Consider the following 22,155-nt stretch of genomic DNA (forward strand, 5'->3'; position numbering starts at 1 on the left):
ACGTGACATCATGGGGTTGTTTGTACGGGGAGGAGGGTGGCGCGTGGAGTCGGTTCGTCGCGAATGGAAATACTTCGACATCACGGTAGTCGTGGTCCTCGCGCTGCTCGCCGTGTACGCCTGTCTTGCGATTCACGCAGCAACTGCGGGCAACCACAGCGCCAACATCCCGTCCCACGTGATGAGCAAGCAGATTGCTTACGAAGTGCTGGGATTTGTCGCGCTGTTTGCCGGCGCGTTGATGGATTATCGGTGGCTTCGGAAGGCGCACTGGTGGCTCTGGGGCATCTCCTGTGTGCTATTAGTGGCCGTGTTTGGGTTTCCGGCCACCATGGGCGCGCACTCGTGGATTTCGTTTCACTCCTTCTCCTTCCAGCCTTCCGAGCTGGCCAAGGTCGCCATCGTCGTGTGGTTGGCGAAGTACATGGCGGACGTGGAGGAAGCGGAGGTACCGGACTATCGCCTTCGCAAGCAGTGGATCTTTTTGCCCATTGTTCTTGTGCCGTTTGCGCTCACCTTTAAGGAGCCGGCGCTTGGACAAGCTCTCGTGATGATCGCCATCTTCTTGACGATGTATAGCGTGTTCGCCCGCCGCGGGCCGTACGCCGTGCTGATGTTCTTCGTGCTCGGCGTGATCGCGCTTGGCGTCCTGGCGACGACCGTCTTCACGAAGCAGACGCTCGCCTTCGTGGATGTGCTTATGAAACACCACATCCTGAAGGGATACCAGGCGTATCGCATTCTCACTTGGGTCGACCCGAATTTCAGTCAGGACAAGTACGGCTACAATATTCACATGGCGCAGACGGCCATCGGCAGCGGTGAATTGTTTGGCGAAGGGTACGGCAAGGGGGTGCTCACGTCGGGAGGTTGGGTGCCGAATCAGTGGACGGACTATATCTTTTCCGCCATCGGCGAGGAGTTCGGCTTTGTCGGCTCGGCCATCCTCGTGCTTTTGTTTCTGATTCTGTGCCATCGGCTCATCCGTATCGCCCAGACGACCACGGATCCGTTTGGCATGTACATCGCCGTCGGGATCGTCGGGATGTTCGCGTTTCAGGTCTTTGAGAACATCGGCGCAGACATGTACATGAGCCCGTCCACCGGCATCACGCTGCCGTTCATCAGCTACGGGGGCACGTCGCTGTTGGTCAACTACTTCGCCGTGGGCATCGTGTTGAGCGTCGGGCTGAGGCGCAGGCGCGCACGCCTGCAGGCCCAATTCGAGACAAGCAAGGGGCGATTGGCGTGACATTTCGTCTGGCGAATCGGATTGTGCGATTGCCGGAACAGTTTTTCTCCGGATTGACGAGGCGTGTGGCCGCGTTTCAGCAGGCGGGATATGACGTCATCAACCTCGGGCAAGGAAACCCGGATTTGCCCACCCCGTCGCATATCGTGGAGGCCCTTCGCGACGCGGTCCTAGACCCCGCCACGCACCGATACCCTCCCTTTCGCGGGCTGCCGGAGCTCAAGGAGGCAGCGGCGGAGTTCTACCAGCGCACCTACGGCGTGGCGCTGGATCCGGAGCGGGAGATTGCCATTCTTGTGGGCGGCAAGACGGGCCTCGTCGAGGTTGCGGAACTCTACCTCGAAGCGGGCGACGTGGCCCTTGTGCCGGACCCGGGTTACCCCGACTACCTGAGCGGCATCGCGCTCGCCGGTGCGGAACCCTACGCGCTTCCCATCACCGCTTCGAACGGTTACGTTCCTGATCTCGACGCCGTGCCCGAAACGGTGTGGGAGCGCGCGAAGGTGTGGTACCTCAATTATCCGAACAATCCCACCGGCGCCGGCACCACGGCCGCATTCTTCGAGCGGGCGATTGAAAAGGCGCGCCATCACGGCGTGCTCATTGTGCATGACTTCGCGTACGGCGCCATTGGCTACGATCACCACCGCCCACCTTCCTTCCTGCAGATGGAAGGCGCCAAGGAAGTCGGGATCGAGATCTACACGTTGAGCAAGACCTTCAACATGGCCGGTTGGCGCGTGGCGTTCGCGGCGGGCCATCCGGAGGTCATTGAACACATCAACCTGATTCAAGATCACTACTACGTGTCCATCTTTGCCGCCGTCCAGCGCGCGTCCATCGCCGCGCTGCGTGGACCGGCCGACGAGATCGAGGCTCTGCGCCAAACCTACCAGCGCCGGCGCGACGCGTTTCTCAATGCCCTCCGATCCGCCGGCATCGAGGCGCCCGCGCCTCAGGGGTCATTTTTCTGCTGGATTCCGCTGCCCGAGGGCATATCGTCCGTGGCATTTGCCGAGCAACTGCTCGAGCAGGCGCACGTCGCGGTCGCCCCGGGAAGAGGGTTTGGCGAACATGGGGAAGGGCACGTGCGCGTGGGCCTGCTCGCGCCAGAAGACCGCCTCGTGGAGGCGGCCGAGCGCATGGCGCGGTTCTGGGCTCGGCGCTTTTAAGGGCGCTCCGGCCCCTCGCCGGGCTGGGTGTGGCTCCGGAACTTGTCCGCGAGCTGGATGAGCCACAGGTGATGGTATGGCTCCTGGTATAGGACGGGCTCAATCCGACGATCCGCGGGCCCAATCTTGTACATCCAAATGGTCGTCTGCTGGCGAATCCCTTCGTGCACGCGAATGCCGAGGTGGATGGAATCTCGGTATCCATCTTTGTAGGCAATGGCGCCCAACTGCCCATGGAGTTCGGCCACCATGGGCCGGTACTTCGGATTGCGGATGACCGGCGCGTCGAACCACGGCGTGTAACCCTGGGCGTCCGTCTTGAACCGCTGCTCGGTTTCGATGAGGACGACTTCCGCACCGTCGATGGGCTCCTTGGTTCTCCCGTCGATCACTCGGATCCGAAGTTTCGCGGTTTTCCGCGTATAGCCCCACGATTCCGGGCCCGCGGGCTGGTCATTGCCTTGTGCCGCCGGTGAAGGCGGCGGAACGGGCTTGGGCGTCGCGGGTGACGCCCCGCTCGAGGCGTTCGGCTTCGCCTGACCTGCGCTCGATCCGCTCGATGGATTCGAGGCTTTTGGCTTGCTCCCGCTTGGGTTCGGTTGCACCGGGACCTTGCCGGGCCCAGGCTTGCCGTTCCCCGTGTCTCGCGCGCGAGGTTGGGGTGCGGGCGCCTCGCTCACCGGAGGTTTCGCTTGCGGGGCCGCCTCGGTGCGCTGTTCCACAGCCTCAATGTCGGCTGGCGCCATCGCCGCGATGGCGCCGTGCAGCGCCCGCGCATGCGCGTGCCGATGGACGCCCATCTGCGGTTGGGTCGGGATGGCCATTGCAATGGCGCTGGCGAAAAGCGATGCGACCATCACGCTTCGCTTGGACGGATATCGTTTCATGGCGTATCCCTCGTTTCTCAAACGATGGTTGGCGGTCAGTCGGCGCCATCACGGCAAGCGCATGAGGGCCCTGTTCTGGTAGTAAAATTGCAGGATCTGCAGGTAGTTCTGGCCACGCCTTGCCCAGTATTCCGAGCCCCACTGGGCCATCTTCTGTGCGTTGCGGTACTGCCAGTTCGGATCGTTTTCGTAACCAGCGGAATAGTTGAGTTCCACGATCTCGCCGTTCGGTTTGGTATACGCGAGTTTCTGAATGGCCTGAAACGCTGCGTTGGTCGTCGGCTGACTCGACATCTCCTGAAAGTGCTGGAAGTTCGTCGTGTTGTCGACGTCAAACGTGAAGCCGTCGATGGTGACCGGGTGCAGATGGTGGTACCAAGCGAACATCTTCACAGCCATGGCACCGGCTTTGAGGGCCTCGGGATGCCAACTCGGGAACCACTCATTGGGCAAGACATCTTCACAGTAGGTCGTGAACGGAACGGCTTCCACGTACATGATCCGCCCGCGGGGATCCGGCTCGCCGCTCGGATTGTTTTCCCGGATGGCGACGCGGATCACCGACGGAAGACTGGTGTTGTAAATCGTCTGGGCCGCCTCGACGCGAGGCGCCGGGAGGATCGGTGTGAGAGCAGCGAATGCGCCGCTTGCGCACAGTAGGCCGACAGTCCGTTGTACTCTTGTCATGACCTGTCCCCTCGCGAGATGTGGTCGTTTGTCTTACTTTTCCCCGCCCTCCGCCGAACATGCGCCGGTGGCACATGTGACACATCCAGGTGGAGCGGGTACAATGAGTCTTTAGAGTTGTGAGCGACGTTCGCGGCCAACCGGGCCGACGGATTCCATGGGGGGATGTCGGATGCAGAAACTGAGTCTCACCGGCCAGTCGAAGCAACCGCACGCGTCGGATGATCAGCTGAAGGGCATCTCGGCAGTCTTGATGGATGGCGATGAGATCTTCATCGATAACAACGCCATCCACGCGAAAAGCCGCGTCGAGTTGGGCGTGCGGTTTGTCGGATCGCTCGAGGAGGTGCCCCATCCGAGGCGGATTGTCGGGCTGTGGATCAGTTTGAAGCGATTCGAGCATGGCATGGGATTCAATGGGGTTCAGGCGTTTGAAATGTGGATTGACAGCGATGCGCAGCTTGGGTACAAGAAACTCGCGGACCACGTGAACGCCATGGACAAGGCTGTGAAGGGCAAAGCGGATTTGAGCCTCTTAAGCCCGGAGCAAATCGAAAAGTTCGCCGCCTTCTTGCGCGGACTTCGCCCGGATCTGTGGGACAACGCATCCCCAGCCTTCCGAGAAGCTTTCTCCGCCGCGTGAAGCGGCCGGGCCGCGGTCCCATGTCGGCAAGGAGGGATGTCTCCGTTGAACCAAAATGAGACCCCATTGTTTGATGCACTGTTGCGACACGTGGCGCGCAATCCGCGCCAGTTTCACATTCCAGGGCATAAGAAGGGCCGCGGCATGGATAGCCGCTTCCGCGCGTTCGTGGGAGACAACGCGCTCGCGCTGGATCTGATCAACATTGCGCCGCTCGACGATCTTCACCACCCGACAGGGGCCATCAAGCACGCGCAGGAACTCGCAGCGGAGGCGTTCGGGGCCGATTACACGTTTTTTTCGGTCCAAGGCACGTCCACGGCCATCATGACGATGGTCATGGCGACCGTAGGTCCCGGGGACAAAATCCTGGTGCCCCGCAATGTCCACAAGTCCGTCTTGACGGCGCTCATTCTCGCGGACGCCAAGCCGGTCTTTCTTCACCCGGAGGTGGACCGCGAGTTCGGCATCTCGCACGGGCTGTCCGTCGAGACCGTGTCGCGCGCGCTCGAGGAGCATCCCGACGCGCGCGCCCTTGTGGTGATCAATCCGACCTATTTCGGCATTGCGGCCGATCTCGAGCGCATTGTGGAGGTGGCGCACAGCGTCGGCGTCCCTGTGCTTGTGGACGAGGCGCACGGCGTGCACATCGGTTTCCATCCGGATCTTCCGCTGTCCGCCATGCAGGCGGGCGCCGACATGGCGGCCACCAGTGTGCATAAGCTCGGCGGTTCGATGACGGGATCGAGCGTCCTGAACGTGCGCGAAGGGATGATCGACCCTCGGCACGTGCAGGTGGTGCTGAGCATGCTGACCACCACGTCGACGTCGTATCTTCTGCTCGCTTCGCTCGACGTGGCGCGCAAGGAATTGGCCATTCACGGGCGCGAGCGGCTGGATTACGCCATTTCCCTCGCCAACAAGGCGCGGCGGGCGATTCAGGCCATTCCTGGGCTGCGGTGCCTCGACGAGCGCCAGCTCGTCTCAAGCGCCACCTACGCGCTCGATCCGACCAAGCTGACCATCTCCGTGCGCGATCTCGGCCTCACCGGATACGACGTGGAGCGCATCCTGCGTGAGGAGTACAACATCGAGGTCGAGTTGAGCGACTTGTACAACATTCTGTGCATCATCTCGTGGGGCGACACGGAGGAGGATATCGAGGCGCTCATCCAGGCACTCGAGGCCATCGCGGATCGCTACGGCCACGGCGCAGTGCGCGAGCACCAGCCCGTCACGCTGCCCTCGATGCCCGAGCTGCGGATGACGCCGCGTTCCGCGTTCTACGCGCCGACGGAGGTCGTGCCGCTGCAGCAAGCTGTGGGGCGGACTATGGCGGAGATGGTGATGGTGTACCCACCTGGCATTCCCATCCTCTTGCCTGGCGAAGTGATTACGCAGGATAATATCGACTATATCGAAGCCAATCTGCGGGCCGGACTGCCCGTGCAGGGCCCTGACGACCCCGAGATCCGCATGATCAAAGTCGTCCGCGAGTGAAGGTTCGGCCGCGCGTAGGAGGAGTTTCTATGGCTCTGGAAGTCGGCGTGAAGGCGCCTGAGTTCTCGGCGGAGTCCGACTCGGGCGAGACGGTCAAGCTGTCGGATCTGCGCGGAAAGGTCGTGGTTCTCTACTTCTATCCCAAGGACGATACGCCGGGCTGCACGCAGGAGGCCTGCGCGTTCCGCGATCTCAAGTCGCGGTTCGAGGAGGTCGGTGCGGTCATCTACGGGGTGTCGAGGGACGACGTGCGCTCGCACGCCAAGTTTCGGGACAAGCACGGCCTGAACTTTCCGCTTCTCTCGGATCCGGACGGTCAGATCTGCCAGGCGTACGACGTGCTCAAGGAAAAAAACATGTACGGCCGCAAGACACTCGGCATTGAGCGCACGACCTATGTGATCGATCGCGACGGCGCCATCGCGGCCGTGTTTCCAAAAGTCAAGGTCGACGGGCATGCGGAGGAGGTGCTCGCGAAGGTCCGGGAAATCGCGGGCTGAAACGGGGTACGAGAAGGCGTATAATAGAAGCTGGAAAGGGAGGCGATGACGATGATCACGCTGACCGAGCAAGCTGCAGAGCGCGTCCGCACGCTCCTGGAGTCGCAGGCGTCGGGGGAGGATGCGCTGCGCATCTATACCAAACCGGGCGGCTGCACAGGATTCACATACGGCCTCGCGCTTGACAACGAGAAGCCGGGCGATGTGGTGACGGTGCAGCACGGCGTCAAGCTTGTGGTGGATCCGGAGAGCCTGGAACTCATCGACGGCTCCGAGATCGACTACGTGGATGATCTCACGGGACAAGGCTTCAAGATCAACAACCCGAACGCCACGCAAATGTGCGGCTGCGGTTCAAGTTTCCGCACCGCCACGCGTGCGGGGCATCCGGGATCGTGCAATTGAGCTGGACGGGCTGACCGAGGACGTCTTCGGTCGGCCCGTTGCCGCGTAGGTCGACGTTTGGAGGGCGCCACGTGTTCGAAAAAGTTCTCAAAGATCCCGTTCACGACGAGATCCTGTTTGACGATCCCCTCCTGTGGGCGCTGGTGAACGTACCGGCGTTTCAACGCCTTCGGCGCATCCGCCAGCTCGGGACCTCGTTTCTGACGTTTCACGGCGCGGAGCATTCCCGATTCGCCCATTCCTTGGGTGCGTACGAGACCATGCGCCGGGTGCTGTACCACCTGCAGCGAGAATGCGGCTGGCCGACCGACCCGCGCGAAATCCGGCTCGCTCTGGCCGCGGCGCTTCTACACGATATCGGACACGGCCCCTTTTCGCACACGTTCGAGTCGGTTCTTGGCGTCCAGCACGAGGCGTGGACGCATCGCATCATTCTCGAAGATCCCGCGCTCCGGTCCGTGCTCGACGGTGTGGACAACGAATTCGCGCTCGATCTCGTCCGCGTCCTTCGTCGCGAGAGCCGGTATCCGGCCGTGGAGTCGCTCATCTCGAGCCAGCTCGACGTGGATCGGATGGACTACATGCTCCGGGACGCCGAAGCCACGGGCGTGTCGTACGGTTTGTTCGAACTCGCCAGGCTCATCCGCTCACTGACGTATTGGGACGGGCGCATCTACGTGAAACGTCAAAATCTCCACACGGTGGAACAGTACCTGTTGGCGCGGTACTTTATGTACGTTCAGGTCTACCTGCACCCGGTCACGGTGGGAAGCGACGTCCTCGTCGAAAATATCCTTGTGCGCGCGAAGGATCTCGTTGCGCAGGGAGAACGGATCGCCATGCCGGAGCCCCTCAGGCGCGTGCTTCAGGGCGACATGGAGGATGTGTCGTGGTACATCCGGCTCGACGAGTCCGTCTTGTTGTACGCCTTTCACACGTTTGCGGAAAACCCGGATCCCATTCTGCGCGATCTCGCCGAGCGCTTCCTCCACCGCCGTCTGTTCGCGCCCGTGGTGCGCCAGGGATCGACGCCGGTGGACGATCTCGCCCTGTTGCGCACCACGGCGAAGGCGATGGGCTTTCACCCAGACTATTATGTCTCGCTGCGCGCGTGTAAGATCCCGGGATATGACGTCATTGGTCAGGGACTGCTCCTGCGGGATGAAAGCGGCCGCGTCGAGGATCTCAGCCAGGCCTCCAAGCTCATCCGGACGCTCGTGCCAAGCCAGGAAGAGCGGCTGTTTTTGCCGAAGGAGATGCTGGATCCGTCCAATCCTCTCTCGGCGCGCGTCCGCTCCATCGCTTATTCCGCGCTTTGATCGGATCGGCGGCGCAACCAGAACCAGATCAGCGCAGCCACAAGGATGGCGGCGCCGACGTACGTGAAGGGCTTGACGTGATCGGCTAGGAGCTGCCAGTGCTTGTTCAGCTGGTAACCGCCGTACGCGAGCGCGAGGTTCCACACGAACGATCCGAGCAGGCTGAAGAGGACAAATCGCGCGAGGGACATCCGCGCAAAGCCCGCGGGCAGCGACACGAACGTGCGCACGGCGGGCACCATGCGGCCGAAAAAGACCGTCGCTTCACCGAAGCGAAGGAACCAGCGTTCTGCGCGCTCCAGGTGGCGGGGGGTGAGGCCCACGTAACGGCCATAGCGGAGGACGAAGGCTCGGCCAGCGTAGTTGCCGATGGCGTACGCTACGAGGCTTCCGACGACGTTGGCCAGTGTGGCCACAAGCACCGCCGGCCAAAAGCCGAGCAGGTGTCGAAAGGCGAGGAATCCGGCGAGCGGCATCACGACCTCGGAGGGGATGGGGATACAGCAACTTTCAAGGGCCATGAGCAGGAAAATGCTCAAGAGGCCGTGATGAACGACAAGAGTGGTCAAATGCGACACGGTCATCCTCCGTTCCGTCGGCGGTCTGAGACAAGCCTCTTACCATGGTACCTGGATTTCGTCACAACTCAAGGACGAAATCAGGGTTGCGCGAGTTCAGGGGCTTGTCCCGGCGCAGAACGGATCATCCGTTCTGCCCGGCGCGCCCGAGCGCCGCAAGCGCTTCACGCATCGGCATGCCGGCATGAATCCCGAGTTCCTCGGCGGCCTGGGTTTGGCTCTCGACAGACGCAGCGAGCAATTCCTCCAGCGTGCGAACGCCAGTCGCGCGCATGGCCACGACGTTTCGATCCCGCAGTTTGGTCCGCAATAGCTGGACGTCGAGAGCCCCACACATCGCGTACCCCACGGAATTCGCGATGACGAGGAGCGTCGTCTTCGGCAAATCCACCTGCACGGCAGTGAAGGGATATCCTTCAATCCACATGGGCTCCACGCGCACCATCCCGCATCTCTCCTCCTCGAGTTCTCTCCATCGTATGAGCCGAAAGTGCCAAGGGTGCGCGCGCCTTGTCCAATCCGGTTGTGATATCATGAGTGGCGGTGTCAGATTTGGCGCAGAGGGGGAGAGTCATCGATGCATCCACATGTTGAAGTGTTGCGCGATCTCTGCGACGCCCACGGGATCTCCGGCTACGAGTCCGGCGTGCGCAAACAATTTGAGGAGCGCCTCAGGCCGCTTTCCGAGGAATTGTTGCGCGATCGCACAGGCGGCGTGGTGGGACGCAAAACCGGTGACCCAAACGGGCCCAAGGTGCTTGTTGCGGGCCACCTCGATGAAATCGGCTTCATGGTCACCCATATCACCTCTGAGGGGTTCCTGAAGTTTCAGCCCATCGGCGGATGGTGGTCTCAAGTCGTGCTGGCGCAGCGCGTCCTCGTGCAGACGCGCAAGGGACCTCTGCTCGGCGTCACGGGCTCGAAGCCTCCTCACATTTTGTCGGCCGACGAACGTAAAAAGGTCGTTGAACTGAAGGACGTGTTCGTGGACATCGGGGCCACGAGCAAGGAGCACGCCGAGGAAATGGGCGTGCGGCCGGGCGACGCCATCGTCCCGTACAGCCCGTTCACACAGCTTGGCAATCCCAAGATGTACGTGTCCAAGGCACTCGATAACCGACTCGGCTGCGCCACCGCGCTTTGCGTACTCAAGGAACTGCAAGGGCAGTCCCACCCGAACGTTGTGTTTGCGGGCGCCACAGCTCAGGAGGAGGTTGGCCTGCGCGGCGCGAAAACGCTCGTTCATCTGGTCGACCCCGACATCGCCATTTCCATTGATGTCGGCGTCGCCGGCGATACGCCCGGGATTGAGAGCGGGGAGCGCCAGCACCTCGGCGACGCCGGCAAGGGCCCGCTGCTCATGATCTATGATCACTCGATGATTCCAAACAATCGCTTCCGCGATTTTGTGCTGGACATCGCCGCGGCGGAAAACATCCCGGTTCAGCTCAGCAGCCTGGCGGGCGGTGGTACGGATGCCGGATCGTTCCACCTGCACGGCATCGGCGTGCCGAGCGTCAACATCGGCTTCGCGACGCGCTACATCCACAGCCACAACGGCGTCGTGCACGAGGACGACTATCTGCAGGCGATTCAGCTCGTCACGGCCATGGTCAAGGCGCTGGACAGGGATATGGTCACCGAAATTCAGGCGTGGTAAAGTGAAGAATGGACAGTCCGCGAGGCGCCGGTGACTCGGCGCCTCGCTTCTCGAGGAGGCCCCGGAATGCCCGATCTTCTGCATTTTCTGCAGGGCTTGTGGGGAAATACCGCGCTGATGGCGGCTATTTGCGCCATCGTGGTGACCCAAATTCTGAAGGTCCCCATCCATTATGTGACAACGCGAGCCTGGGATTGGAGCCGCGTCTTTGGGGCGGGGGGCATGCCGAGTTCCCACTCGGCGGGCGTGGTGGCCCTTGCCAGCGCGCTATGGTTTGTCGTCGGCCCGACGTCCCCCATTTTCGCCGTCGCCGTGGTCTTCGCCGCCATTGTCATGTACGATGCCGGCGGCATTCGGCGTCACGCCGGCGAGCACGCCGTCCTTTTGAACCGCATCGCGATGGAATTCTCCCAGCGGTCGGAGTCGGCCGTCGCAGGGCAGGCCGAAGGCGAACGCCTCAAGGAGATCCTCGGGCACGAACCGGCCGAGATCGTCGTGGGCGGCCTGATTGGCCTCGCTATCGGCATTGTGTTTGGCAGGTGGTGGTAACGTGGAGGGCGAGGGGTTTGCGCCAGCCAAGCATCTGACCTTCGATCCCGCCCTGCGCGATCCCGCGCCGCACTCGGTGCTCGTGTTTGCGAGGCTGTTCGACGGCTGCGTGTGGGTTCGCCATCACGCGCGGGGCTGGGAGCTTCCCGGGGGCAAGGTGGAACCGGGTGAGACGCCGGACGCCGCAGCGCGGCGCGAAGCGTTTGAAGAGGCGGGCGCTCTGCTCGAGAACCTCGCCTGGATTGCCCAGTACACCATTGTCCTGCGCGACGGCTCCGAGGCGAGCAAATGGGTGTATCTCGCCGACGTGCACGACGTGAAGGCTCGGCCCGCGACGTCGGAGACCACGGCGGTGCGCCTCGTGCCTTGGATTTTGGGTCTACAAGGGTTCCCTTGCACCGATCGCAGCCCGATTGTTCAGGATGACGTATTCGCGAGGCTTTTTTCCGACGTTGCCTCGCGTTTTCAAGTGAGGTGAGACGGTGTTTCTGACGAAGGATCATAAGCGGCAAATTGAGGCGTGGCTCGAAGCCCTCAGCGCTCGGGCCGCGTGGTTGGGGGAATTGGCCGAGCGAGAGGACGCGTGGGAAGAAGATCTCACGTGGCGGCTCGCCGCCGAGCGCGCGCTGTGGACCAGCGTCGAGTACGTCACCGACATCGCGTCGCTCATCATCGACGCGCTTGTGATGCGCGATCCCGGCGGCTACGCCGATATCGTCAAAGTCCTCGTCGAGGAAGAGGTCCTCGACGCTCGGTGGTTCGATGTCTTCACCGGCGTGATCGACTTCCGATCTCGCCTGCTTCGCGATCACGCCCGCATCACGCCGAAGGACGTGCGCGAGGCCGTCTCGCGCTACGCGGATCTGTTCGCTCCCTTCATGGACCAGATTCGCGAGTTTTTGCGCAACCACTAGACGTCGTCGAGATCGTCCGGGATGTACACGGTCACCCGGCAGTTGCGCTTCACCCCAAACTGCAAGGCATGTTTCCGCGACGGCATGAGCACGTCGATGTGATGGCCTCGAATGGCACCTCCCGTGTCTTCCGCGATTCGCCAGCCCACGCCCTCGATATAGAGCAGGCTGCCGTAAGGGATCACCGCCGGATCGACGGCAACGGTCCGTCCGATCACGGCGGGCCGCCCGGTGCTCGTCACTCCGAAGCCGGGATCGCCAGGGTCCTTTCCGGTGGAGAAGCGATCCAGGTTGTAGGCCGTGACGACAAACGTGTCGGTGAGCTTCCGACACCGGCGAATGTCGTAGCTGCGGCCGAACACCGTGATGGCCTCCGGCTCGGATCGCCACGACACCGACTGCGCGTGGGCGGTCGCGTGCGCCTGCTTCGCCACCGTCGTTCCGCGCGCCGGCGCGGCGCTCGAGCACCAACAAGCGGCTGCACAGACGAGTGTGAGGCACATACCTATGCATCGGGATCGGTTCATGGTTGTAAGATGTGCATAGAAGGGCAAATTATGCAACGCAAGGGGGGCTATAGAATGGATGGGCCCGGCCGAAGCGGATGGTGCCAGCGGCCGGGCGACTTTAGGGTTCAAGTGTACATTTGTCGAACAGCCGACAGGTGCCGATACCAGTACGATCCCGGCCGCACGCTGAGGAAGCCGACGCGTCCGAGCCCGCCGCCGCACTGGATCATTTCTCCATTGCCCGCGTAAATCCCGACATGCCCGCCGTCGTCGAAGATGAGCAGGTCGCCAGGCTTCAGGTCGCTGTACGGGACGCGCCAGCCTACTTCGAGGTATTGAAGGCGTGACGAGGTCGTAAAGCGATACCCGAGAGCGTGGTGATAGACGTACTCCACAAAGTTCGAGCAGTCAAATCCGTACTGACCGCGGTCTTCGTTGTGCCCCCAGATGTAGGGCGTGCCGATCTTGCTTTCGGCCACTTCCAGGACCGCCTGCGTTTTCTGTTGGTAAGACGCGTTTTCTGAAGCGAGAGGTCGAATGGACGGATCGAGATGAACCCCAGGGGGCAACGAAGTTTGCGCGAGGGCTGTGCAGCCGCCCATGGTCAGCGTTGCAAGAGTGGCGGCCGTCGCGGCAATCGCTCCAAGGGACGTTCGTTTCGGCAGCATGCTTCTCCTCCTGTAGCCTCCGAGGTTAGTTGACGGGTTCGGGTGGAAGAGTCCCCCTATGCGCACGAGGCGCAATTCACCCCTGGGCGTCAAGCCCGCTTGTCCCCCGTACCTGCGTTTCGCAGGATTCGGCGTAATCTTGGTGTGAGTGGTGCACTGAAAGCGTAACAGGAAGCGCAAGCTCATTCATTACGAGAATCATGGATCGGGCGGAGGATGAATGCCTTAAAAGGAAGAGCCACAGGTAAATTGGTTTCTTCGATACGGTTCCTTGTGGAAAGTCAAAGGGTGATCTTGGAGCTTGGGAACTTCACGGAACTCCGCGGAACATCATCAAGCGACCGACGCGAAGGGACATCGGGACACCATCCGGGGGCCAAAGCAAAGGCCCCGACTCGACATCGGGGCCGTGGAGGAACTGCACTTCACGCGTTGGAAGCCGTATTGGAACCGGTTGTCGACGATGTCGGTTGCCCGCCTGGCAGATGGGCGCCTGAAGGATGGGGGAGCGTGCCGTTGACCCAGTCCGTGATCCACGTGTCGATCCGCCCCAATATCGCCTGCGCCTCGCTCGCGGTGATCTTTCCATTGGAAACGGCTTTTTGGATGTCGGCTTGCGCCGCATTCTCGAGGTCGGAGATGAGCGTCGACGTGGAGACGCCCTGTGCCGCAGCTATCTCGGCGAGGGTTTGCCCCTTACGCAAATCGGCGATGAGCGACGAGGTCGACAGGTGCAAGTCCTGCGCGGCAGTCGCAATCAATTCTCGGCGCCACACGCCGGCTCCGCGCGGACGCATCTTGTCCCATCCAGTCGGCCACTTTCCGTTCATCCACGCTTGAATGGCGAGATCCACCTTCGATTCGATTTTCGAAGCTTGTGCGCTCGTGAGGGTTCCGTTCGCAACGTCGGCTTGAATGTCTGACTGGGCCTTGCTTTCGAGATTCGAGATAAGCGTGGACGTAGAGATGCCCGCTTGCGCGGCGAGCTGTTCCATCGTCTTGCCTTCTCGCAAGTCCTGGCGAAGAGCGGTTGGGGTGAGATGGAGTTCCTGTGCCGCTTCGCTCACAAGGTCTTGCCTCAGCGTGCGCAAGATTTGACGATCCGCGCGCATCGGCGATCCCGATTGCTCGCTGGCTGCGCGCACAGATTCGTGACCGCGGTCAACCGCTGCAAAGACCACACCGCCGCCCGCGGCGAGGGTCGACAGAACAGCGGCCGAACCAACAAGGGCCTTCCGATGCAGGAACATTGGCATCGTTGCCACCTCCGTACCGAAACTGGAATAAGCGCGGTACGGTTGTAACCTAACACACCATGCTTGAAATCCGCTTGAAGCTCGGCTCGTGCCTCAGCTCACCCACCAGGGATCCCGGACGCAGGATTGGAGCACCATCTCCAACTGCTGAGATGACACGCGGTAGGGAACGTTCTTTTTCCGCTTGTGCCGGACCATTTGGACCATGCCGTCCCCGTAGAGGTACGCGGTGAACTCATACATCCGCTTACCCTCTTTGACGCGGATAAAAATCGGATTATAGTTGAGTTCGGGGATCATCCCCCGCTCAAACAGGAAATCTGCCTGGTTAAATGCGTGAAGAAACCGGTCGCGATCACGTCCACGTAGTTCCGTTCCGTACACGTTGACCGATGTCACACGGGAGACATCAAACGTTGGATGGATGGACAGCGACGAAACGAGTCGGTTGACCCATATGCTTGGCGGTGTCAGTGCAAAGGCCAGAATGGGGAACACGACGGCGGCAGCATATACAACCCACTGCGGAATGGCTGGCAACCCGGATCTCCCCTTGTTGATGAACTCGCCTTGACGATATTATAGCGCTCGGGGCGCGGCCATTTGTATCGAAATTTCCGGGACCGGCGCTCACCTTTGTGACGTTTTGTGGAGTTGTAGAGCGCCTGGAGGAGTTGACACGCGTCTCAACGTCGATGTAAAGTATAGCTGCGTTCGGACGTGGACATATGCGGAAGTAGCTCAGGGGTAGAGCATCGCCTTGCCAAGGCGAGGGTCGCGGGTTCGAATCCCGTCTTCCGCTCCATTTGGAGGGGAGGTTTGGCCTCTCCTTCGTTGTCATGTGGAGAGGTGGGCGAGTGGTTGAAGTCAGCGGTCTTGAAAACCGCCGTGTCCGCAAGGGCACCGTGGGTTCGAATCCCACCCTCTCCGCCAACAAACGCAAAAATGGCGAGGGTTTTGAGCCCTCGCCATTTTTGGTTCACTCGCAATTATGTTCACGCACAGTTATGCCTCTTTCTTCTGCCCTCCTTCTGCCCATTGCCCTCTGCGAGGCTCGATGGAACACCGTGGAAGTCCCCCGGATTTGCTCCTGCGTTTGGGCCCTGATACACTGGGGCTGTCCGAGTCTGCGCAGGCGATAGAGGAGTGTGCCAATGGAACCAACCGAAAATCAAGCGTTATCGTCGCAAGGATTGCACGATCGCCATACCGATCATGTCGCTGCGACATACAAGACCTATGTCGACGCGGAAAAGGCGGTCGAAATGTTACTAGAAAGGCAGATCCCGGCGGAGCATATTTCATTAGTCGGGAAGAATTTCTCGATCGAAGATCGCCCGCTTGGCTTCACGACCATCCGCGGCGTGGCCAAGGAAGGCAGCAAATTTGGCGCCTTGTGGGGCGGTATGCTCGGCTTGCTCCTGGGCTTCACCGTGTTTTTCGCGCCGGTGACGGGGCCATTGCTCCTTTTTGGACCCATCGCGTACGCCTTGACCTCGGCGGTGGAAGGAGCCTTGTTTGGCGGGCTGGCTGGATTGCTCGTCGGCTGGGGCCTGAAGCACGAAAAAGCGGTCCAATTCGAGCGCTCTATCAAAGAGGGCGAGTACCTGGTGATGGTCAGCGGACCGTCTGACCTCGTGGCCAAGGCTTACTACGCGCTTCAACAAACGAATTGCACGCAAATTGAGATGTTTGACAACAGCAGTGTTTCGGAAGACGGGCGTTCGGCTCCGTCAACGGAAAAACCTGCGGAAGCCTGATCCTGTTTCATGCGAATGCGCCGCGCAGACTCGGACTCGATTCAAGTCGAGTCGCTGGCGCGCCGGGCCCGTGGTCATCCAAGGTTGGTCAGTGCACGGGCCCGGCAAGCGCCTTACTCCGGAATCTTCTCTTTCACGAAATCTCCGATTTCTTTAAGCGCCTCGTCCGCTTCCGGGATTGGGAAGCTGTGAAATACGTGCCACATATCCTCCCAGATATGCAGTCGCGCCTCCACGCCAGCCTGCCGCAGCTTTTCGTGCAGTCTCACGGAGTCGTCGAGAAGGCATTCGTCGTGACCCACGTGAATGAGGATGGGGGGTAATCCAGTCAGATCCGCGTAAAGCGGCGACACGAGCGGATGTGTCAATTGTTCCGGACTGCAGTACAAGAGCGGCGCCTTGCGGATCCCTTCGGGTTCAAGCCAAGGGTCGTATGCGGCTCGCGATTCCATCGATGGCCCTGTGCCCGCTAAATCCGTCCAAGGCGAGAGGACTGCGGCGCACGCGGGAAGCGGTTTGCCGGCATCGCGCAGCGAGACGAGCGTGGCGAGCGTCAGACCGCCTCCAGCGGAGTCTCCGGCGATGGCGATTCGGTCTGGTGTGATGTCTTGTGCGAGCAGCGATTCGTACGCTTTCACGGCGTCCTCCACTGCGGCTGGAAACTTGTGTTCGGGGGCAAGTCGGTACTCGATGAGGGCGACGCGCGCTCCCGACGCTTGAGCGAGCCGCCACGCCAGGCTTCGGTGGGATTCACAGCTGCCCATGTAGTACGCACCGCCGTGCAGGTACAGAATGACCCGCGTCGTGGGCTCGTCGGCTATCGCAACCCATTCGCCGGGCACGCCGCCGAACGACGTTCGCTCCACCCTCACGTTTTCGGGCTTAGGAATGGTCCGGCCCATTTGATCCAGGCCAGCTCGCTGTGCTTCTAGGCTGAGTTCTGCGGGGTTCTGTGATGCGCGCATTTGTTGCAACATCGATCGAACGGAAAGCGCCTGTGGGCTAGGCATGGGAACGCCTCCTTTGTAAGCGGTATCACTTTACCAGCTAGAATATCACATTGCTCAAACGCTGACGATCCCGCCCGCGTCTGGAGATACCCATGGTCAACCGTGCGGGCGGATCGCATGCTTGAACCGATGCCATAACCAGAGACAGGCCGGACCAGCAAAGACAGAGAACAAAGGCATGAGAGGGTAGCGGAACCGGTCCCACGCGGGGAAGAAGAAAAAGAAGCACGTGTAGTAGACGATGAAAGTCAGAAGAAGCGCAGACCACCGGCGAGCATCCCGATGTCTCCTCCACGTATAGGCGATGCCGAGCAAGCTCAGGCACATCAGCACCCAATACGCCACGGTCGTGCATGCATCAATGGCGTGAAGCCATGAATGAAACCGGACGGACATGCGGAAGGTGTACCAATTCGCATTGACGTCGTTCTTGTACAAGTCAAAGATCTTGATCCATCCGTTCAAGAAGGTCTTCCAGGGATGGTGCAAGATGTATTGCTCGGCGAGATGTTCTCCAAGTTCGTTTTTCGTGATTTCGTTGGTCACTTGTACTAAGGGATTGACGTACGGGTTGTACGACCACCAGTAGCCGCCGTTGACGTGAACACCTTGCCACAAATTTGTGCCGCCGTTCGTCGATACGAGGACGAAGTGGCCCATAGCGATACGATTTCGAAGGGTGACGGGCAGGATCGCGACAAACATGAACACAGCCACGCAGAGGACGCGAAGGAGGGCGCGGGCCGCCCGCGACGCCATCCGCATGGCGGGTGATGTGCCAGCGGTGTTGGCCATCCACCACTCGTACACGAACAAAAAGGCGGGAAACGCCAAGGGGATGGGCCGGACATCGCAAGCGAGCCCCATCATGGCACCTGCCACGGCCAGCCATCGAAATCCGGATGGACCGCTCGCCCCTCCCACATAAAGGACAAAGAACAGCATGAGGAGGAGCGTGAACAATTCTTCGGAACCCAAGACGCTGTTCCATAGAATCTGGCTTGGCAGGCAGGTGTACGCCACCGCTGCGCATGTGGCGTATCTCCAGTCCTGGAACAGCATGCGGGTCAACGCATAAATCAGGCATACGATGCCCGTCGACAGGAGAACGTTCACCGCGAGACCGACCCTGACGGACGGCCCTGTCACACGGTAGATCAAGGACAGAAAAAACGGCCAGCCGATGGGCCAATAGGCCGTCGGATGCCCCATCCAGTTGTAGCCTTGGTTGTGGGCCAGTTCAACCGCGCGCGCATAGTACCAAGCGAAATCCGCCTGCTGCGCGGGGTGCATGAAAGAGATCCACGCGAACCTCAGCACGAGGTTGACGGCGATGAGAATGGCCATCGCACGTCCATCCCGACGCAAACTCGCACTGCCTATCATGTGCGCTTGCTCCTTTCCACGCTGTCCCCAATCCTAGCGCAAATCCGGCAAAGTTTCGAGCTTGGAACAGATTCGTGGCTTACCGCAGGCATTCCATGCGACAAGATGACGTCGAAAAAGCGAAAGATCGCTGGACACGCGATGAAAAATACCCAGACTCGTATTCTGTAAAATTGGAATTGCATGGCGAATCGTAGGCGGGATCGTGCAAGCGCTATCATCGCCGGATCGCCGTGTTGAGACAGAGTGCCACTCGCGCAGAACGCCAAGAGAGGTGAGACAAAGTGTCGAGCACAACCGCGGTGAAGTATGGCCAATGGAACAAACTGTACCTTGGAGGAGAGTGGAGGCCTGGGACGAGCAGCAGGACGGTGACGGTTCGCAATCCGTACAACCAGGAGGTCCTCGCGGAGCTTCCGCTGGCATCGGTGCAAGATATCGATCTGGCTTATCGAAAGGCCCAGGCGGCACAGCAAGCGTGGGCTGAGGCGAGTGCATTCACGCGCGCCGAGGTGATGGAGCGCGCGGCCGCCATTCTCACGCAGAGGAAGGACGAGATCGTGCGCTACCTGGTCGAGGAGACGGGAAGCTCTCATCTGAAGGCGAGTATCGAGGTGGATGCTTCCATCGGCGATATCAAACTGGCCGCCGAGTATGCGCACAAAATGACCGCTGTCATCCTTCCCTCGGCTATTCCGGGCAAGGAAAATCGCGTGTATCGCACCCCCGTCGGAGTCGTGGGCGCTATCACGCCGTGGAATTGGCCGTTTTACCTCAGCATCCGCGTGGTGGCCCCGGCTCTTGCGACGGGGAACGCCATCGTCCTCAAGGCGGATTCTCAGACGCCCATCACTGGCGGGCTTCTCGTGGCTGAGTTGTTTGAACAGGCGGGGCTTCCACCCGGGCTGTTGAGCGTGGTGGTAGCCGATCTCGACGAGATTGGCGACGCGATGGTCGAACATCCGGTTCCGCGGGTGATTTCGTTCACGGGATCTACGGCTGCAGGCCGACATATCGCTGAGGTCGCGGCGCGATCGCTGCGCAAGGTGGCGCTCGAACTCGGCGGGAACAACGTGTTCATCGTGCTCGACGATGCGGACGTGGACCGGGCGGTCGCCGCAGCTGTGTTCGGGAAATATCTGCACCAAGGCCAGATCTGCATTGCGACGAATCGCATGATTGTCCACCGCAAGGTGTACGACGAGTTTGTCGAGAAGTTCAAGGCAGCTACCGAAAAGGTGAAGGTCGGCGATCCGGCAGACCCCGAGACGGTGATTTGTCCTCTCATCAACGAGCGCCAGGCGAAACGGATCATGGGCCTTATCGACGAGAGCGTAAAGATGGGGGCGCGCCTCGTTTTGGAGGGGAAGCTCGAAGGCCAGCTCATGTACCCCTACATCCTGGCCGATGTGACGAACGACATGCCTATCGCGAAAAACGAGATCTTTGGTCCGGTGGCGGCGATTCTGCCTGTGGACAGCGAGGAAGAGGCCGTGAACGTGGCAAACGACTCGGACTATGGACTGTCGGGCGCGGTGTTCACGGGAGATCTCGAGCGTGGCATTCGCGTCGCCCAGCGCATCGTCACAGGGATGATCCATGTCAATGACCAGACGGTCAACGTGGAATCCAACGTACCGTTTGGGGGAGAAAAGGCTTCCGGCATTGGCCGTTATTGCGGCGAATGGGGCATCGAGGAGTTCACGACGCTGAAGTGGATTTCTGTGCAGAAGGAGCCGAGGGAGTATCCGTTTTCGTAAACCTGTGTGACAGGATGACGAAGCGGTAGAACGCGGACCGATGCTGTCGTGATAAATCCAAGGCCGCCAGAAAAAAGCCCTCATGTTTCTCGCGGCGTGGGGAAACCTCAAGGGCGATCACGAGGAGGTGTCCGACATGGATCTTCAGCGCGCGAAGGAAATCGCTTCGTCGCCCGTGATGGCCCACGTCACACACGAGGGCCATCAGGTGTACATTCAGTCGGTGGATGAGGAAACCCAGAAGGCCAGGGTGTATCATCTCAAGAACCCGGACCATCGCTACGAGGTCCACGTGCGCGATTTGACGGAGCAACACGTGGTGCATTGACCTTCTGCGGAGCGCCGGCGTAGACTTAACAGCCGGCGCTCATCGCTTTGCATGGCCATCAGCTTAGCGCAGGAGAGATTTCACACGCTCCATCTCCTGCACGAGTTCCTGCACCCTTTTCGCTGCAGGCATGGGCTTGGCCATGGGGTAGCCCTGTCCCGCCCACAGCGACATTCGTTCGGCATCTCCCATCACAGCCGCGCGGCGGCGAATCGGCTGAGTCAGGGTGTTCTGAAGCGGGTACGGCGGAACCTGTATCCCTGCTCGCTCCACCGCTTCCATGAAGGCGTTGCGAATGCCTCGCGCAGGTCTGCCTGAGAAACTCCGCGTCAAAGCCGTTCCGCGATCCCGCCACTCCATGACGGCTCGTTTGTACGCCGGGTGGGCGCCGCTCTCGTCCGTCACCAGGAAACTTGTCCCCATTTGCACCGCGATTGCACCCAACGCGAGGCACGCGACAATGCCCCGGCCGTCCATGACGCCGCCCGCCGCGATGACCGGAATGCGGACGCGATCGACCACTTGAGGCACGAGCGCCATGGTCCCGATGAGCCGGGTTTCGTCCACCGGCAGGAAGGAGCCACGGTGGCCACCGGCCTCGTATCCTTGCGCGATCACGGCATCACAGCCTGCCTGCTCGAGCGCCGCGGCCTCCTCCGGCGTGGTGGCCGTGCCGATGACGCACGCGCCCGCTGCTTTCCACCGCCCTACGGTGTCGGCGTCAGGACAGCCAAAGGTGAAGCTTAGGACGGGCACGCACTCTTCTAGGATGACGTCCATCTGAGCTTCGAACGCGGCGAGCGCCGGAAAGCGCGGATCCACACTGTCGATCTCGTCCGCAAGTGCCGGATCGTCCACCCACTCGCGCAGCCATGTCTTCATTGCCATGATGGTTCGCGTCTCCCTTGGGGTCCTCCGGGATAAACACGTTGACACCGAACGGGGCGTCCGTCAACGCCCGCACGCGGCGAATGGCTGCCCGCGTCTCTTCGGGGGACAGGTACCCCACGCCGAGGAAGCCGAGACCTCCCGCGTCGCTCACGGCCGCGACCAGTTCGGGTGTCGACGGGCCTCCGGCCATCGGTGCGGCGAAAATCGGGTGGCGCACGCCCAGAGCCCGAAGCCACTCGTTCGTTTCAGCCATGGAATCCCTCCTTCGCCCTGTGAGGCGCATGGAACCAGATGGTGTTCAGTGTATACCTCTCCGGCCGGCGGGGCAAAATGTGAGCACAGGAGGTTGATGTGCCGCGAGAACGGACGCATTGGCGTGGTTCGGTGGCGTGTCAACAGCCTTTGCAAAAGGGGCGGCCGAGAGGCTGCTCCTTTTGTCTATGCGAGACCCATCCCGCTCCTGGTACTAATCTTGCAACCTTCTCTACTTGTCGAAGAGTTCTGCCTGTTCTATGATGAGG

Annotated in this window: 25 protein-coding genes, 2 tRNA genes, 1 pseudogene and 1 riboswitch; of the genes and pseudogenes, 16 read left to right on the forward strand and 12 right to left on the reverse strand. The window is 61.0% G+C overall.

Annotation, left to right across the window (positions count from 1 at the left end; genetic code table 11):
- The first annotated feature begins 43 nt into the window (after positions 1-43).
- Together AC27E8_RS14175 and AC27E8_RS14180 are read left to right on the forward strand one after the other, a co-directional pair.
- On the forward strand, positions 44-1,252 hold the full coding sequence (locus tag AC27E8_RS14175) for an FtsW/RodA/SpoVE family cell cycle protein (RefSeq protein ID WP_487099914.1): 1,209 nt from the start codon (positions 44-46) through the stop codon (positions 1,250-1,252).
- Positions 1,249-2,424 carry an aminotransferase class I/II-fold pyridoxal phosphate-dependent enzyme gene (locus tag AC27E8_RS14180; protein WP_487099915.1) on the forward strand — a complete coding sequence of 392 codons (1,176 nt, stop codon included), beginning with the start codon at positions 1,249-1,251 and terminating at the stop codon, positions 2,422-2,424. The genes AC27E8_RS14175 and AC27E8_RS14180 overlap by 4 nt, the downstream gene beginning before the upstream one ends.
- Here the strand turns inward: AC27E8_RS14180 and AC27E8_RS14185 are convergent.
- Both AC27E8_RS14185 and AC27E8_RS14190 read right to left on the reverse strand, forming a co-directional pair.
- Positions 2,421-3,311: a peptidase associated/transthyretin-like domain-containing protein gene (locus AC27E8_RS14185; protein ID WP_487099916.1), complete on the reverse strand. Its 891-nt coding sequence runs from the start codon at positions 3,309-3,311 to the stop codon at positions 2,421-2,423. The two genes, AC27E8_RS14180 and AC27E8_RS14185, sit on opposite strands and share 4 nt — an antisense overlap.
- A gap of 48 nt (positions 3,312-3,359) precedes the next feature.
- Entirely contained in the window at positions 3,360-3,998 is a 639-nt protein-coding gene (locus tag AC27E8_RS14190; protein ID WP_487099918.1) for a SpoIID/LytB domain-containing protein, read from the reverse strand.
- Positions 3,999-4,170: 172 nt separating this feature from the next.
- Here AC27E8_RS14190 and AC27E8_RS14195 point away from each other — a divergent pair, with 172 nt between their 5' ends.
- The 5 genes from AC27E8_RS14195 (at position 4,171) to AC27E8_RS14215 (ending at position 8,365) form a co-directional block, all read left to right on the forward strand.
- Positions 4,171-4,641, forward strand: coding sequence for a YwhD family protein (locus AC27E8_RS14195; RefSeq protein ID WP_014463917.1), 471 nt, complete (start codon positions 4,171-4,173; stop codon positions 4,639-4,641).
- 45 nt (positions 4,642-4,686) lie between these two features.
- Positions 4,687-6,141, forward strand: coding sequence for an aminotransferase class I/II-fold pyridoxal phosphate-dependent enzyme (locus AC27E8_RS14200; protein ID WP_487099919.1), 1,455 nt, complete (start codon positions 4,687-4,689; stop codon positions 6,139-6,141).
- A 29-nt stretch (positions 6,142-6,170) separates the two neighbouring features.
- Positions 6,171-6,641, forward strand: coding sequence for a thioredoxin-dependent thiol peroxidase (bcp, locus tag AC27E8_RS14205; RefSeq protein WP_014463919.1), 471 nt, complete (start codon positions 6,171-6,173; stop codon positions 6,639-6,641).
- 51 nt (positions 6,642-6,692) lie between these two features.
- Complete coding sequence (locus tag AC27E8_RS14210) at positions 6,693-7,046, forward strand: HesB/IscA family protein (protein ID WP_487099920.1); 354 nt, start codon at positions 6,693-6,695, stop codon at positions 7,044-7,046.
- A 71-nt stretch (positions 7,047-7,117) separates the two neighbouring features.
- On the forward strand, positions 7,118-8,365 hold the full coding sequence (locus AC27E8_RS14215) for an HD domain-containing protein (protein WP_487099921.1): 1,248 nt from the start codon (positions 7,118-7,120) through the stop codon (positions 8,363-8,365).
- Here the strand turns inward: AC27E8_RS14215 and AC27E8_RS14220 are convergent.
- Both AC27E8_RS14220 and AC27E8_RS14225 read right to left on the reverse strand, forming a co-directional pair.
- Positions 8,350-8,949, reverse strand: coding sequence for a DedA family protein (locus AC27E8_RS14220; RefSeq protein WP_487099922.1), 600 nt, complete (start codon positions 8,947-8,949; stop codon positions 8,350-8,352). The genes AC27E8_RS14215 and AC27E8_RS14220 overlap by 16 nt on opposite strands.
- Before the next feature lie 118 nt (positions 8,950-9,067).
- Positions 9,068-9,388, reverse strand: coding sequence for a YunC family protein (locus AC27E8_RS14225; protein ID WP_487099923.1), 321 nt, complete (start codon positions 9,386-9,388; stop codon positions 9,068-9,070).
- 132 nt (positions 9,389-9,520) lie between these two features.
- Between AC27E8_RS14225 and AC27E8_RS14230 the strand changes: the two genes are divergently transcribed.
- The 4 genes from AC27E8_RS14230 to AC27E8_RS14245 all read left to right on the forward strand — a co-directional run bounded on the left by AC27E8_RS14230 (position 9,521) and on the right by AC27E8_RS14245 (position 12,066).
- Positions 9,521-10,603 carry a M42 family metallopeptidase gene (locus AC27E8_RS14230; protein WP_487099924.1) on the forward strand — a complete coding sequence of 361 codons (1,083 nt, stop codon included), beginning with the start codon at positions 9,521-9,523 and terminating at the stop codon, positions 10,601-10,603.
- 66 nt (positions 10,604-10,669) lie between these two features.
- Positions 10,670-11,152: a divergent PAP2 family protein gene (locus tag AC27E8_RS14235; RefSeq protein WP_487099925.1), complete on the forward strand. Its 483-nt coding sequence runs from the start codon at positions 10,670-10,672 to the stop codon at positions 11,150-11,152.
- 1 nt (position 11,153) lies between these two features.
- A complete protein-coding gene (locus AC27E8_RS14240) occupies positions 11,154-11,630 on the forward strand; it encodes an NUDIX domain-containing protein (protein WP_487099926.1) in 477 nt (158 codons plus the stop codon).
- Positions 11,631-11,634: 4 nt separating this feature from the next.
- Complete coding sequence (locus AC27E8_RS14245; RefSeq protein ID WP_487099927.1) at positions 11,635-12,066, forward strand: DUF86 domain-containing protein; 432 nt, start codon at positions 11,635-11,637, stop codon at positions 12,064-12,066.
- Here the strand turns inward: AC27E8_RS14245 and AC27E8_RS14250 are convergent.
- The 4 genes from AC27E8_RS14250 to AC27E8_RS14265 all read right to left on the reverse strand — a co-directional run bounded on the left by AC27E8_RS14250 (position 12,063) and on the right by AC27E8_RS14265 (position 15,039).
- Positions 12,063-12,500, reverse strand: a complete 438-nt coding sequence (locus AC27E8_RS14250; protein ID WP_014463928.1) for a 3D domain-containing protein — start codon at positions 12,498-12,500, stop codon at positions 12,063-12,065. The two genes, AC27E8_RS14245 and AC27E8_RS14250, sit on opposite strands and share 4 nt — an antisense overlap.
- Before the next feature lie 200 nt (positions 12,501-12,700).
- Positions 12,701-13,243, reverse strand: a complete 543-nt coding sequence (locus AC27E8_RS14255) for a C40 family peptidase (RefSeq protein WP_014463929.1) — start codon at positions 13,241-13,243, stop codon at positions 12,701-12,703.
- Positions 13,243-13,387: riboswitch (cyclic di-AMP (ydaO/yuaA leader) on the reverse strand. It overlaps the preceding gene by 1 nt.
- 281 nt (positions 13,388-13,668) lie before the next feature.
- The gene (locus AC27E8_RS14260) at positions 13,669-14,499 is read right to left on the reverse strand and encodes a hypothetical protein (protein WP_487099929.1); all 831 of its coding nucleotides are present in this window, start codon (positions 14,497-14,499) and stop codon (positions 13,669-13,671) included.
- 93 nt (positions 14,500-14,592) lie between these two features.
- Positions 14,593-15,039, reverse strand: a complete 447-nt coding sequence (locus AC27E8_RS14265) for a YfmQ family protein (protein WP_487099930.1) — start codon at positions 15,037-15,039, stop codon at positions 14,593-14,595.
- 190 nt (positions 15,040-15,229) lie between these two features.
- On the opposite strand from AC27E8_RS14265, the gene AC27E8_RS14270 reads away from it, so the two are divergent.
- The 3 genes from AC27E8_RS14270 (at position 15,230) to AC27E8_RS14280 (ending at position 16,259) form a co-directional block, all read left to right on the forward strand.
- A tRNA-Gly gene (locus AC27E8_RS14270) sits at positions 15,230-15,304 on the forward strand.
- 38 nt (positions 15,305-15,342) lie between these two features.
- Positions 15,343-15,432: transfer RNA gene (locus tag AC27E8_RS14275), tRNA-Ser, on the forward strand.
- 221 nt (positions 15,433-15,653) lie between these two features.
- Positions 15,654-16,259, forward strand: coding sequence for a general stress protein (locus AC27E8_RS14280; RefSeq protein ID WP_487099932.1), 606 nt, complete (start codon positions 15,654-15,656; stop codon positions 16,257-16,259).
- A 113-nt stretch (positions 16,260-16,372) separates the two neighbouring features.
- Here AC27E8_RS14280 and AC27E8_RS14285 read toward each other — a convergent pair whose 3' ends face one another.
- Both AC27E8_RS14285 and AC27E8_RS14290 read right to left on the reverse strand, forming a co-directional pair.
- Positions 16,373-17,269 (reverse strand): alpha/beta hydrolase, encoded by an 897-nt coding sequence (locus AC27E8_RS14285; RefSeq protein ID WP_487099933.1) that lies wholly within the window; start codon positions 17,267-17,269, stop codon positions 16,373-16,375.
- A gap of 96 nt (positions 17,270-17,365) precedes the next feature.
- Entirely contained in the window at positions 17,366-18,616 is a 1,251-nt protein-coding gene (locus AC27E8_RS14290; protein ID WP_487099934.1) for a glycosyltransferase family 39 protein, read from the reverse strand.
- Positions 18,617-18,939: 323 nt separating this feature from the next.
- Here AC27E8_RS14290 and AC27E8_RS14295 point away from each other — a divergent pair, with 323 nt between their 5' ends.
- Complete coding sequence (locus tag AC27E8_RS14295; protein ID WP_487099935.1) at positions 18,940-20,415, forward strand: aldehyde dehydrogenase family protein; 1,476 nt, start codon at positions 18,940-18,942, stop codon at positions 20,413-20,415.
- A 136-nt stretch (positions 20,416-20,551) separates the two neighbouring features.
- A complete protein-coding gene (locus AC27E8_RS14300; protein WP_041695711.1) occupies positions 20,552-20,743 on the forward strand; it encodes an H-type small acid-soluble spore protein in 192 nt (63 codons plus the stop codon).
- 63 nt (positions 20,744-20,806) lie between these two features.
- Here the strand turns inward: AC27E8_RS14300 and AC27E8_RS14305 are convergent, their stop codons facing one another.
- Both AC27E8_RS14305 and AC27E8_RS14310 read right to left on the reverse strand, forming a co-directional pair.
- Positions 20,807-21,631 (reverse strand): NAD(P)H-dependent flavin oxidoreductase, encoded by an 825-nt coding sequence (locus AC27E8_RS14305; RefSeq protein ID WP_487099937.1) that lies wholly within the window; start codon positions 21,629-21,631, stop codon positions 20,807-20,809.
- Positions 21,632-21,692: 61 nt separating this feature from the next.
- Positions 21,693-21,917 (reverse strand): annotated as a pseudogene (locus tag AC27E8_RS14310) (nitronate monooxygenase); the annotation flags it as partial.
- Between the last annotated feature and the right edge of the window lie 238 nt (positions 21,918-22,155).

This window comes from Alicyclobacillus sp. CIJ1, from assembly GCF_057538885.1.